Genomic DNA, 12,709 nt, shown 5'->3' with positions numbered 1-12,709 from the left:
CAAAATAATGCGCGGAATAGTGGTGCATATAGAGGGTATTTCGTGGGCTAAGAAAAAAAACGACAGAAAGTAAAAATTTTCTAAAGTTCGAAATTAAGGTGCCGATACATGGGTTACGGTGAGAAACCGTGGGCAACAGCCCAATAACATCAAGTTGTAATTGATAAGGAAAAGATCATGGCACAAGTCATCAATACAAACAGCCTGTCGCTGTTGACCCAAAACAACCTGAACAAATCTCAGTCCGCTCTGGGCTCCGCTATCGAGCGTCTGTCTTCTGGTCTGCGTATCAACAGCGCGAAAGACGATGCGGCTGGTCAGGCGATTGCAAACCGTTTCACTTCTAACATCAAGGGTCTGACTCAGGCTTCCCGTAACGCCAACGACGGTATCTCCGTTGCACAGACCACTGAAGGCGCGCTGTCTGAAATCAACAACAACCTGCAGCGTGTTCGTGAACTGTCCGTACAGGCAGCAAACGGTTCTAACTCTAGTTCTGACCTGACTTCGATTCAGGACGAAATTAATCAGCGCCTGGCAGAAATCAACCGTGTTTCCGAGCAAACTGACTTCAACGGTAAAAAAGTCCTGAACCAGGACGGTCAGTTGACTATTCAGGTTGGTGCAAAAGACGGTGAAACTATTACAATTGATTTGAAGAAAATTGATAGTACGACTCTTGGTTTATCTGGCTTTAGTGTGACCGACACCACAAAATCTGTTGCAAACGGTGAAAAGGCAACAATTTCGCATACCCTTGTTAAAGGGGACTTTTCTGATAAAAAAGCAGGTGGCGTTGACTTCACAGCGGCTACTGCACTGGCATTAGTTAAAGACGATACAGGTAAGTATTTTGCGACAGCAGACGGTACTGATTTCTATGCTGCGAAGCTAGATGAAAAAACAGGTAAAGTCGAGATTGATAGCGCAACGGGTACTGTAACACCAGCACAGAAGAACGCTGTGGCGTCAATTGGTAAAGAAGTAACTCTGGATACAGCCGCGCTGACAGCTGATCAACATTTAGTAAGTTACAAAGACAGTGCAGGTAAGATTTCTTATGCTATTCAGAATGTCGATCCGACTACTCAAGCGGTGACTTATAAAGGCGCTAAAATCGATGATGCAGGTGCTGTAACTGTAGATGCAGCTGTTGATTTAACCTTGGGTACTAAAGATCCTCTGGCCAAGATTGATGATGCTTTATCAACAGTCGATCAATTCCGTAGCTCCCTGGGTGCTATTCAGAACCGTTTTGAATCTGCAATTACTAACCTGGGTAACACTGTAAACAACCTGTCTTCTGCTCGTAGCCGTATCGAAGACTCCGATTATGCAACTGAAGTGTCTAACATGTCTCGTGCGCAGATCCTGCAGCAGGCGGGTACTTCCGTCCTGGCACAGGCTAACCAGACCACGCAAAACGTACTCTCTTTACTGCGTTAATCCACCGATTGGGTTACTCAGTCGTTAGAGACAATAAAGGCAGCGAAAGCTGCCTTTTTTCTATACTGGAGTCTGAAGAATGCAAGAAATTACCGTTACTGAACCCAATTTTGTGACTACGTTTCAGTGCACCGGCACACAATGTCGCGATCATTGCTGTAAAGGCTGGAATATACATCTGGATAAGGCAACGGTGAATAAATATGTCTCCAGTAAAAATGAGATCATTAAGAATATTGCCAAAGAGAATATTATTCTGCTTAAAAAAGATATTGCGCAATGGGGGGTAATTAAACTTGCCGATGGCACTGGAAACTGTCCTTATCTGACCGAAGAGAGTCTGTGTCAGGTACAAAAAACATTGGGAGCCCAGGCGCTAAGTACGACCTGTCAAACATTCCCGCGTGTTGAGCGTGTTTATAAAAATGATGTGAGAAAATCGCTAAATTTATCGTGCCCTGAGGTTGTTGGTATTGTATTAACAGATCCTAATGCGATGATATTGAATGAAAAAAGTACCGTGAAACCGCAGGCTAATGTTAAACCCGCCCTTACACCACAGCAAAAGCTGTTGAATCTTTTTTGTTTAAGCCTTGTGGATCAAGCTGGACGTGATATCAACGTCGGATTTTATTCTCTGATTAAGTTAACACTGTTTATCGAGAAATTTCAGTCGGTTGATAACGCCGCGTTGTCAGAGATTGAACCCGTTTATCATGCACTGTTAGCTCAGCTTCAATCGGGAGAGTTAAGAAAGGAGCTGTCAGATTTTTCAGCGGATAGAAATATCAAATTATCCTTAGTGCTTTTGCTGCAGGACTATTTTCGCAGTAATTCAGGGAGCAGAGGGAGTGGCGTACTGAATTATTATATTCAGTGCTTGCTGAGGACGCTAACTCAGGACGATACTTATTCCGTAGATGAGGGCATTGCCAGACTTGAGGCGACCTGGGAGAAGGTTTATGAACAGCAGGGTGAGTCTGGGTTCGATCTTAAAAATTTCATTTTATATAAAATTTGGGAAAACAACTTTCCTAATCAAAAGAACGTAGACCCGCTACGTTCTTTATACATGATAAGTGTTGAATACTACTTCATCAAAATGTTGATCGCCGCGAGTGCCTACGAAAGAACGTACCTGGAGAAGGAGGATGCGATCAATATCGTCTATAGCTTTCATTCGCGAAGCCAGCATAATCCTACCGTGCATGAGAACTTCCACAAGCACATCGAGACCGTCAGAACAGGTGATGACCTGTCGATGATTCATCTCTTGACATAATTTTAACGGGGATGCGTGAAAACGCATCCCTCGCAGGCTAACTATTTGATTTATTCTTGATTATTTCTTATTCGAAATAACGCCATCAGCTACATAAGTGAAATAACCCTTCTTTTATAGTCTTATTCCTCCGATAGAACCCCCTGCAGAAACGGATAATCATGCCGATAACTCATTTAACGCAGGGCTGTTTATCGTGAATTCACTGTATACCGCTGAAGGTGTAATGGATAAACACTCGCTGTGGCAGCGTTATGTACCGTTGGTGCGTCACGAAGCATTGCGCCTTCAGGTGCGTTTGCCGGCGAGCGTAGAACTGGATGACCTGCTACAAGCGGGCGGCATCGGGTTATTGAATGCAGTCGACCGATATGACGCTTTGCAAGGAACGGCATTTACCACTTACGCAGTGCAGCGTATTCGTGGAGCGATGCTGGACGAACTACGTAGCCGGGATTGGGTGCCGCGTAGCGTTCGGCGCAATGCTCGCGAAGTGGCACAGGCGATGGGGCAACTGGAGCAGGAATTAGGGCGTAACGCGACGGAAACCGAAGTGGCGGAGCGTCTGGCTATTCCTGTGCAAGAGTATCGTCAGATGTTGCTTGATACCAATAATAGCCAACTCTTCTCCTACGACGAGTGGCGGGAAGAGCATGGCGATAGTATTGAGCTGGTGACGGAAGAACATCAGCAGGAAAACCCGTTACAGCAGCTACTTGAGGGTAACCTCCGCCAGCGCGTGATGGACGCGATCGAAGCGTTGCCGGAACGCGAAAAGCTGGTGTTAACGCTGTACTACCAGGAAGAGCTGAATCTGAAAGAGATTGGCGCGGTACTGGAAGTGGGGGAGTCACGGGTTAGCCAGTTGCACAGTCAGGCCATCAAACGTCTACGCACCAAGCTGGGTAAGCTATAGGGGTACATCATTACCCCTGAACAATGCCGCATTACGAATTGACTACCAGGAGTTCTCATGACGGTGCAGCAATCAAAAAGACGGCCTCTAAGCCGCTACCTCAAAGATTTCAAACACAGCCAGACGCATTGCGCCCATTGCTTTAAGTTGCTCGACAGGATCACACTGGTTCGCCGCGGGCAAATTGTGAATAAAATCGCCATCGCCCGACTGGACACGTTGCTGAATGAAGCAGAGTGGGAACAGGAGAAAAAAGAGTGGGTGGCGCTGTGTCGTTTTTGTGGTGATTTGCACTGCAAAGAGCAGAGCGACTTTTTTGACATTATCGGCTTCAAGCAATTTTTATTCGAGCAGACCGAAATGAGTCACGGCACGGTACGCGAATACGTTGTGCGCCTGCGTCGCCTCGGGAATCATCTGACCGAACAAAATATCTCTCACGATCTGCTGCAGGAAGGGTTTCTCGACGAAAACCTTGCCCCGTGGCTGCCGGAAACCAGCACCAACAATTACCGCATTGCCTTGCGTAAGTATGAGCAGTTTAAAGCCCATACGCATATGGGACATATGCAGAAATCCTCCTGGACAGCCAGTTCTGATATATATTAAAAACGAATAAGGTGTAACAGAGTCGTGTTTGTGGATCACGGCAAACGCTTTACACTGTAGTCATAAATGATAGTCACTAATGACAATATTCGGGGTAACTATGAAATTAGCACTTCTGGGACGTCAGGCTCTGATGGGTGTAATGGCTGTTGCACTTGTCGCCGGAATGAGCGTGAAGACTTATGCAGATGAAGGTCTGTTAAATAAAGTTAAAGAGCGCGGCACGCTGCTGGTGGGCCTGGAAGGGACCTATCCCCCGTTTAGTTTTCAGGGCGATGACGGCAAGCTGACCGGTTTCGAAGTGGAGTTTGCCGAGGAACTGGCCAAGCATCTCGGAGTGAAAGCCACACTGAAGCCGACCAAATGGGACGGTATGCTGGCTTCTCTTGATTCCAAACGCATTGACGTGGTCATCAACCAGGTGACTATCTCTGATGATCGTAAGAAAAAATACGATTTCTCTACCCCGTATACGGTCTCTGGTATCCAGGCGCTGGTGAAGAAAGGCAATGAAGGCGTTATTAAGACTGCTGCCGATCTGAAAGGTAAAAAAGTCGGCGTGGGTCTGGGAACCAACTATGAAGAGTGGCTGCGCCAGAACGTGCAGGGCGTGGATATTCGTACCTATGATGATGACCCGACCAAATATCAGGATCTGCGCGTAGGTCGTATCGACGCCATCCTGGTTGACCGTCTGGCCGCGCTGGATCTGGTGAAAAAAACCAAGGATACGCTGGCCGTTACCGGTGAAGCATTCTCCCGCCAGGAGTCCGGCGTGGCGCTGCGTAAAGGCAATGAAGATCTGCTGAAAGCGGTGGATGCAGCCATTGCTGAAATGCAGAAAGACGGTTCGCTGAAAGCCCTGTCTGAAAAATGGTTTGGAGCAGATGTGACGAAATAATCGTCATCTGATGAAAAAAGGCGCCTTTAACAGCGCCTTTTTTTATTTCATTGCGCCTGAACGTGCATAATAAAAGAACATCACAATAACGAATACCGGAGGCTGTATGCCGCTGCATAATTTAACGCGCTTTCCACGTCTGGAATTTATTGGCGCGCCAACGCCACTCGAATATCTTCCGCGCCTCTCAGATTACCTCGGGCGTGATATTTTCATTAAACGCGATGACGTCACGCCGATGGCTATGGGCGGCAATAAGCTGCGTAAGCTGGAGTTTCTGGCCGCAGACGCGCTGCGTGAAGGCGCGGATACGCTGATAACCGCGGGTGCGATTCAGTCTAACCATGTTCGCCAGACGGCGGCGGTCGCCGCTAAGCTTGGCCTGCACTGCGTGGCGCTGTTGGAAAATCCGATAGGCACCACTGCCGAAAACTATCTCACCAATGGCAACCGTCTGCTGCTGGATCTGTTTAATACGCAGATTGAAATGTGCGATGCGCTGACCGATCCGAATGCACAGCTGCAGGAGCTGGCGACGCGGATTGAAGCGCAAGGGTTCCGCCCGTATGTGATCCCGGTTGGGGGTTCCAATGCACTGGGTGCGCTGGGCTATGTGGAAAGCGCGCTGGAAATTGCCCAACAGTGTGAAGGGGCCGTCGCGCTCTCTTCCGTAGTGGTGGCCTCGGGCAGTGCGGGAACGCACGCCGGACTGGCCGTGGGCCTGGAGCAATTGATGCCAGACGTCGAACTTATCGGCGTGACCGTCTCACGCAGCGTGGCGGATCAAAAGCCCAAAGTTGTTGCACTGCAGCAGGATATTGCCCGGGAGCTGGAACTGACGGCCTCAGCGGAAATCCTGTTATGGGACGATTATTATGCGCCGGGCTACGGTACGCCAAACGAAGAGGGCATGGAGGCGGTAAAACTGCTGGCGCGCCTGGAAGGCATTTTGTTGGATCCGGTGTATACCGGCAAGGCGATGGCGGGTCTGATTGATGGCATTAGCCAGAAGCGCTTCAAAGATGAAGGGCCAATTCTCTTTATTCATACTGGTGGGGCGCCTGCGCTGTTTGCCTACCATCCTCACGTGTAACGACCAGGTAGAAAAACGCTAATGCATGAAAGTATCCAACTGGTGATTGATTCTCTGCCGTATCTGCTCAAGGGCGCAGTTTTTACGCTGCAACTGAGTATCGGTGGGATGTTCTTTGGTCTCGTGCTGGGTTTTATCCTGGCGCTGATGCGTCTGTCGCCGCTGCTGCCTGTGCGCTGGCTGGCGCGCTTTTATATCTCTATCTTTCGCGGAACGCCGTTGATTGCCCAGCTGTTCATGATCTATTACGGTCTGCCGCAGTTTGGTATTGAGCTTGATCCTATTCCGGCGGCGATGATTGGCTTATCGCTTAATACGGCGGCCTACGCTGCGGAAACGCTGCGTGCGGCAATCTCCTCCATCGACAAAGGGCAGTGGGAAGCGGGTGCCAGTATTGGTATGACGCGGTGGCAAACCATGCGCCGGGCAATCCTGCCGCAGGCTGCGCGGGTTGCGCTCCCGCCGCTGAGTAACAGCTTTATCAGCCTGGTGAAGGACACCTCTCTGGCCGCGACTATTCAGGTACCGGAACTGTTCCGTCAGGCGCAGTTGATTACCTCGCGTACGCTGGAGGTATTCACGATGTATCTGGCAGCCTCGTTGATTTATTGGGTGATGGCGACGGTGCTTTCTGCACTGCAAAACTATTTTGAAGAGCAACTGAATCGCCAGGAGAGAGAGCCGAAATGAGTGCTATCGAAGTCAGAAACCTGGTCAAAAAATTCCATGGGCAAACGGTGCTGCATGGGATCGATCTTGACGTCAAACCCGGTGAAGTTGTGGCGATTATCGGGCCGAGCGGCTCGGGCAAAACTACGCTGCTGCGCAGCATTAATTTGCTGGAGCAACCGGAGGCGGGCACCATTAAGGTGGGTGAGATTACCATTGATACCGCGCGTTCGTTAACTCAGCAGAAGGGTCTGATTCGTCAGTTGCGCCAGCACGTGGGCTTTGTGTTCCAGAACTTTAATTTGTTCCCGCATCGCACGGTGCTGGAAAACATTATTGAAGGTCCGGTGATTGTTAAAGGCGAACCGAAAGCCGAAGCGACAGCCCGAGCGCGCGAACTGCTGGCGAAAGTCGGGTTAGCTGGTAAAGAAACCAGCTATCCGCGGCGTTTGTCCGGCGGGCAGCAGCAGCGCGTGGCTATTGCCCGGGCGTTGGCGATGCGACCTGAGGTTATTCTTTTTGATGAACCGACCTCCGCGCTTGATCCTGAACTGGTTGGTGAGGTACTTAATACCATCCGTCAACTGGCGCAGGAAAAACGCACCATGGTGATTGTGACGCATGAAATGAGCTTTGCGCGCGACGTTGCCGATCGGGCGATATTTATGGATCAAGGACGGATAGTGGAGCAGGGGCCAGCTAAATCCTTATTCACGCATCCGCAGCAACCGCGAACCCGTCAGTTTCTTGAAAAGTTTCTGATGCAATAAATAGTGCATGCAGCACTCGTCGAAATTGTTTTTTGGCGAGTGCTGTTCGCATAACTATTTATAATTATTGCTTTATTATTAACTCCCAATACTGTTACTTCCTGCCGTTGTTGAGTAATGCTCAAGTAATTGTTCATTTGTCCGATAATTTGCATATATAAAATACATTTATGTGTTAGCTTGTTTCATATGTTTGGATGATTATCAATCTCAGGGGTATTACCACTTAGTATGCAGGGTCATGATTTCTTCACCTGGCGACGGAGCATGCTGTTACGCTTTCAGGAAATGGCGACGGCAGAGGATGTCTATAATGAATTACAACAACAGACGCAGCATTTAGAGTTCGATTTTTACGCGCTCTGTGTTCGTCATCCCGTACCTTTTACCCGACCTAAAACGTCGCTTCACACGACCTATCCTAAAGCATGGGTGGCGCATTATCAGTCCGAGAATTATTTCGCTATTGATCCGGTGCTGAAGCCTGAAAACTTCAGTCAGGGGCATTTACCCTGGAACGATACCTTATTTCGCGATGCACAGCCCCTGTGGGATGCCGCGCGCAATCACGGTTTACGTAAAGGGATGACGCAATGCTTAATGTTGCCTAATCGGGCGTTGGGTTTTTTATCGGTATCGCGTGCGAGTGTCCGTAATAGTCGCTTTGCAAACGATGAGGTAGAGCTCAGGATGCAACTGCTGGTGCGGGAAAGCTTGTCGGTACTGACGCGGCTGCAAGATGACATGGTCATGGCGCCAGAGATGCGCTTTAGCAAGCGGGAAAAAGAGATATTGAAATGGACGGCAGAGGGGAAAACCTCTTCAGAGATAGCGATAATTCTGTCGATTTCTGAAAATACCGTTAACTTTCACCAGAAAAATATGCAAAAGAAATTTAATGCACCCAACAAAACGCAGATCGCCTGTTATGCTGCGGCAACCGGGCTGATCTGAGTAAATTATCGTTCTGAGTGTCAGACGCAAACCCGGCTGAGAGCATCGCTGTCAGCCGGGTTCTTATTACTGGCGGTAGGCCTGTTTAATTTGCTTAACAGTGCTGGAAAATACCGCAGCCTGTGATTGATCTTCAATCAGCGCGATCTGTTTTTCCATTTTAAGAATCACGCGCCCTGCATCGGCTTGGCCCATTGCCTGCAGCATCAGCGTTAACATGGCTTTCAGGCAGGTGACTTCGTTGGCCAGTTCCTGGTTATTCTCAGCAGTGGAAAAGTCAGGCGTACTCATTTATTTTCCTCGTTATGTTTCAATGAAAAAGTGCGATGTCAAATCTTAAGGCGCCGGAGTATACCATAAGCGAGGCTAAAAATATCAGCGGTTGTTTTCTGCGCAAACCTAAGTCGCGGACATTAAAATAAACAACATGTTGCGCTGCATATATTTTCTCCACCTGTTGTTTATTTCGAGTATTTTACTCGTTAATTATTGTTACAACTTTAGCTGCCTATTTTGCATTCAACGGACGAATATGAATTTTTTGTCACTATTCTGAAACAGCTATGCAGATATAACCGTGGCAAAAGGTTGCCATAACAGAAAGTTTCCACTCGTCGTACCTTCTAATTTCCAAAAACGAGAGCAAAATCGAAAGACGGCGATTTTTACATTTCAAAGTTGAGATAAAACCCGTTAACATAGGACCGATTAACTATCGGTAGCGTTATCCCTATTCTGGAGATATTCCTTTGATCAACGTTTTTCTTGTTGATGACCACGAACTGGTGCGCGCAGGGATACGACGCATTCTTGAAGATATAAAAGGCATTAAAGTTGTCGGCGAGGCGTGCTGCGGTGAAGATGCGGTAAAATGGTGCCGCTCAAATTCCGTTGACGTTGTGCTGATGGACATGAATATGCCCGGTATTGGTGGCCTTGAGGCAACGCGTAAAATTGCGCGTTCAACGGCTGACATTAAAGTGATCATGCTGACTGTCCATACCGAAAACCCGTTACCTGCAAAAGTCATGCAGGCGGGAGCCGCGGGCTATCTCAGTAAGGGGGCTGCGCCCCAGGAGGTCGTGAGTGCGATTCGTTCGGTTTATTCTGGCCAACGTTATATTGCCTCCGATATCGCTCAGCAGATGGCGCTTAGCCAGATTGAGCCTGAGAAAACGGAAACCCCGTTTGCCAGTTTGTCTGAACGTGAGTTGCAGATTATGCTGATGATCACCAAAGGTCAGAAGGTCAATGAGATCTCAGAGCAACTGAATCTTAGTCCTAAAACGGTGAACAGCTATCGCTATCGAATGTTCAGTAAATTAAACATTCACGGCGATGTTGAGCTGACTCACCTGGCAATTCGCCATGGCCTGTGTAATGCGGAGACATTAACAAGCCAGTGACCGATCAGTTTGATGCCAAAGCGTTCCTGAAAACCGTGACCAGTCAGCCCGGCGTTTATCGTATGTATGATGACGCCGGGACGGTCATCTACGTCGGGAAAGCGAAAGACCTGAAAAAAAGGCTTTCCAGCTACTTCCGTAGCAACCTCGCATCGCGTAAGACCGAAGCACTGGTCGCGCAAATACAGCAGATTGATGTCACGGTAACGCACACCGAAACCGAGGCGTTATTGCTTGAGCACAACTACATCAAGCTGTATCAGCCGCGTTATAACGTTTTGCTGCGCGACGATAAATCCTATCCTTTTATTTTCCTCAGCGGCGATACCCATCCTCGCCTGGCAATGCATCGCGGGGCCAGGCATGCCAAAGGCGAGTACTTTGGACCGTTTCCTAACGGCTACGCCGTACGCGAAACGCTGGCGTTGCTGCAGAAAATCTTCCCTATTCGTCAGTGCGAAAATAGTGTTTATCGCAATCGCTCACGGCCCTGTCTGCAATATCAGATTGGCCGCTGCCTCGGTCCGTGTGTGGCGGGCCTTGTGAGTGAGGAAGAGTATGCGCAGCAGGTTGATTACGTTCGTCTGTTCCTGTCCGGGAAAGACGATCAGGTATTAACGCAGCTGATCGCCCGGATGGAAAAGGCCAGCCAAAATCTCGAGTTTGAAGAGGCTGCCCGCATTCGTGACCAAATTCAGGCCGTACGCCGCGTGACCGAAAAACAGTTTGTCTCTAATACCGGAGACGATCTGGACGTCATCGGCGTGGCGTTTGACGCCGGCATGGCGTGTGTGCACGTGCTGTTTATTCGCCAGGGTAAAGTGTTAGGCAGTCGTAGCTATTTCCCGAAAGTCCCAGGTGGAACAGAACTCGGCGAGGTCGTTGAAACCTTTGTCGGACAGTTTTATCTGCAGGGAAGTCAGATGCGCACCTTACCCGGTGAGATCCTGCTCGATTTTAATCTTAGCGATAAAACCCTGCTGGCAGACTCTTTGTCTGAGCTGGCCGGGCGGAAGATCAACGTTCAGACGAAACCGCGAGGCGATCGCGCGCGGTATCTGAAGCTGGCGCGTACCAACGCGGCGGTGGCGTTAACCACAAAACTTTCCCAGCAGTCGACCATTACTCAACGCCTGACGGCGCTGGCATCAGTACTCAAGTTACCCGCAGTGAAACGCATGGAGTGCTTTGATATCAGCCACACGATGGGCGAGCAGACGGTAGCCTCCTGCGTGGTATTCGATGCCAATGGACCACTGCGCGCCGAGTATCGCCGCTATAACATCACGGGTATTACGCCGGGTGATGATTATGCGGCAATGAATCAGGTTCTCCGCCGGCGCTACGGTAAGGCAATTGAAGAAAGTAAGATTCCGGACGTCATATTGATCGATGGCGGGAAAGGTCAACTGGGGCAGGCGAAAGCCGTGTTTGCTGAACTGGACGTGCCCTGGGACAAACAGCACCCGCTTTTGTTGGGCGTGGCAAAAGGGGCCGATCGTAAAGCTGGTCTGGAAACGCTGTTCTTTGAGCCGGAAGGTGAGGGCTTTAGCCTACCGCCGGATTCGCCTGCATTGCACGTTATCCAGCATATCCGCGATGAATCTCACGATCATGCGATTAGCGGGCACCGTAAAAAACGGGCGAAGGTGAAAAGTACCAGCACGCTGGAGACTATTGAAGGTGTCGGGCCGAAGCGTCGGCAGATGTTGTTGAAATATATGGGCGGTTTGCAAGGTCTTCGTAACGCGAGTATTGAAGAAATTGCAAAAGTGCCGGGTATTTCGCAAGCTCTGGCAGAAAAGATCTTCTACTCGTTGAAACATTAGGCCCTCTGTAGCAACATAGGGGTAATTTTACTGACAACAGATAGTTATCCGTCATATGCAATTTAATATCCCTACGTTGCTCACGCTGTTTCGCGTCATCCTGATCCCATTCTTTGTATTGGCTTTTTATCTGCCATTCACCTGGGCTCCCTTCGTTTGTGCGCTGATATTCTGTATTGCGGCGGTCACCGACTGGTTTGACGGCTATCTGGCGCGTCGCTGGAACCAAAGCACGCGTTTTGGCGCCTTCCTCGATCCGGTGGCTGATAAGGTACTGGTGGCTATCGCGATGGTGCTGGTGACCGAGCACTATCACAGCTGGTGGGTAACGCTTCCTGCCGCCACGATGATCGCGCGTGAAATTATTATCTCTGCGCTGCGTGAGTGGATGGCTGAACTGGGTAAACGTAGCAGTGTGGCGGTGTCCTGGATCGGCAAAGTGAAAACCACTTCGCAAATGGCCGCGCTCGCATGGCTGCTGTGGCGTCCAAATATTTGGGTAGAGTACGCCGGGATCGCACTTTTCTTCGTCGCCGCGATACTGACGTTGTGGTCAATGTTCCAGTATTTGAGCGCTGCGTGGGGAGATTTGCTTGAACAGTGATCGTTTCGGCGCAAATTTCAGCAAACGATCGTCAGTGGTGAAAAATATCGTTGACTCATTGCGTCAGGTAAGTAGAATGCAACGCATCGAACGGCAGCACTGATTGCCAGACGATAACAAAATCAAGTGATTAACAAAGTTACTTGGTGATGCGGGAATAGCTCAGTTGGTAGAGCACGACCTTGCCAAGGTCGGGGTCGCGAGTTCGAGTCTCGTTTCCCGCTCCAAAT

14 protein-coding genes and 1 tRNA gene are annotated in these 12,709 nt (G+C 49.4%); 13 read left to right on the top strand and 2 right to left on the bottom strand.

What is annotated here, in order from left to right; genetic code table 11:
* Positions 1-177: 177 nt before the first annotated feature.
* The 9 genes from OGW44_RS20435 (at position 178) to sdiA (ending at position 8,640) form a co-directional block, all read left to right on the top strand.
* Complete coding sequence (locus tag OGW44_RS20435) at positions 178-1,446, top strand: FliC/FljB family flagellin (RefSeq protein ID WP_185654810.1); 1,269 nt, start codon at positions 178-180, stop codon at positions 1,444-1,446.
* Positions 1,447-1,525: 79 nt separating this feature from the next.
* Positions 1,526-2,728: a flagellin lysine-N-methylase gene (fliB, locus tag OGW44_RS20430; RefSeq protein ID WP_185654809.1), complete on the top strand. Its 1,203-nt coding sequence runs from the start codon at positions 1,526-1,528 to the stop codon at positions 2,726-2,728.
* A 196-nt stretch (positions 2,729-2,924) separates the two neighbouring features.
* Positions 2,925-3,644: an RNA polymerase sigma factor FliA gene (fliA, locus tag OGW44_RS20425; RefSeq protein ID WP_016153479.1), complete on the top strand. Its 720-nt coding sequence runs from the start codon at positions 2,925-2,927 to the stop codon at positions 3,642-3,644.
* A 57-nt stretch (positions 3,645-3,701) separates the two neighbouring features.
* Entirely contained in the window at positions 3,702-4,253 is a 552-nt protein-coding gene (gene fliZ / locus OGW44_RS20420; protein ID WP_016153478.1) for a flagella biosynthesis regulatory protein FliZ, read from the top strand.
* 100 nt (positions 4,254-4,353) lie between these two features.
* Positions 4,354-5,154: a cystine ABC transporter substrate-binding protein gene (gene tcyJ / locus OGW44_RS20415; RefSeq protein WP_016156835.1), complete on the top strand. Its 801-nt coding sequence runs from the start codon at positions 4,354-4,356 to the stop codon at positions 5,152-5,154.
* 106 nt (positions 5,155-5,260) lie between these two features.
* Positions 5,261-6,247 (top strand): D-cysteine desulfhydrase, encoded by a 987-nt coding sequence (dcyD, locus tag OGW44_RS20410; RefSeq protein WP_185654808.1) that lies wholly within the window; start codon positions 5,261-5,263, stop codon positions 6,245-6,247.
* A 21-nt stretch (positions 6,248-6,268) separates the two neighbouring features.
* Positions 6,269-6,937 carry a cystine ABC transporter permease gene (gene tcyL, locus OGW44_RS20405; RefSeq protein ID WP_003030474.1) on the top strand — a complete coding sequence of 223 codons (669 nt, stop codon included), beginning with the start codon at positions 6,269-6,271 and terminating at the stop codon, positions 6,935-6,937.
* Entirely contained in the window at positions 6,934-7,686 is a 753-nt protein-coding gene (gene tcyN, locus OGW44_RS20400; protein WP_003030477.1) for an L-cystine ABC transporter ATP-binding protein TcyN, read from the top strand. The genes tcyL and tcyN overlap by 4 nt, the downstream gene beginning before the upstream one ends.
* A 231-nt stretch (positions 7,687-7,917) precedes the next feature.
* Positions 7,918-8,640 (top strand): quorum-sensing transcriptional regulator SdiA, encoded by a 723-nt coding sequence (sdiA, locus tag OGW44_RS20395; RefSeq protein ID WP_016156833.1) that lies wholly within the window; start codon positions 7,918-7,920, stop codon positions 8,638-8,640.
* A 66-nt stretch (positions 8,641-8,706) separates the two neighbouring features.
* On the opposite strand, the gene OGW44_RS20390 is transcribed toward sdiA, so the two are convergent.
* Together OGW44_RS20390 and OGW44_RS25855 are read right to left on the bottom strand one after the other, a co-directional pair.
* Positions 8,707-8,931 carry a DUF2594 family protein gene (locus OGW44_RS20390; RefSeq protein ID WP_016153474.1) on the bottom strand — a complete coding sequence of 75 codons (225 nt, stop codon included), beginning with the start codon at positions 8,929-8,931 and terminating at the stop codon, positions 8,707-8,709.
* A 19-nt stretch (positions 8,932-8,950) separates the two neighbouring features.
* A complete protein-coding gene (locus tag OGW44_RS25855) occupies positions 8,951-9,094 on the bottom strand; it encodes a hypothetical protein (RefSeq protein ID WP_422651153.1) in 144 nt (47 codons plus the stop codon).
* A 295-nt stretch (positions 9,095-9,389) separates the two neighbouring features.
* Here OGW44_RS25855 and uvrY point away from each other — a divergent pair, with 295 nt between their 5' ends.
* The 4 genes from uvrY (at position 9,390) to OGW44_RS20370 (ending at position 12,706) form a co-directional block, all read left to right on the top strand.
* Positions 9,390-10,046, top strand: a complete 657-nt coding sequence (gene uvrY, locus OGW44_RS20385) for a UvrY/SirA/GacA family response regulator transcription factor (protein ID WP_006684079.1) — start codon at positions 9,390-9,392, stop codon at positions 10,044-10,046.
* Positions 10,043-11,875: an excinuclease ABC subunit UvrC gene (gene uvrC, locus OGW44_RS20380; RefSeq protein WP_046274973.1), complete on the top strand. Its 1,833-nt coding sequence runs from the start codon at positions 10,043-10,045 to the stop codon at positions 11,873-11,875. Before uvrY ends, uvrC begins: the two co-directional genes overlap by 4 nt.
* A 55-nt stretch (positions 11,876-11,930) precedes the next feature.
* Positions 11,931-12,479, top strand: a complete 549-nt coding sequence (gene pgsA, locus OGW44_RS20375; protein ID WP_016153472.1) for a CDP-diacylglycerol--glycerol-3-phosphate 3-phosphatidyltransferase — start codon at positions 11,931-11,933, stop codon at positions 12,477-12,479.
* Positions 12,480-12,630: 151 nt separating this feature from the next.
* Positions 12,631-12,706: transfer RNA gene (locus OGW44_RS20370), tRNA-Gly, on the top strand.
* Positions 12,707-12,709 lie beyond the last annotated feature (3 nt).

It is taken from the genome of Citrobacter sp. Cb023 (assembly GCF_030336805.1).
GTDB lineage: Bacteria > Pseudomonadota > Gammaproteobacteria > Enterobacterales > Enterobacteriaceae > Citrobacter > Citrobacter braakii.
The sequence above is the reverse complement of the archived record's forward strand: the minus strand, read 5'-3'. Positions and strand labels throughout refer to the sequence as shown.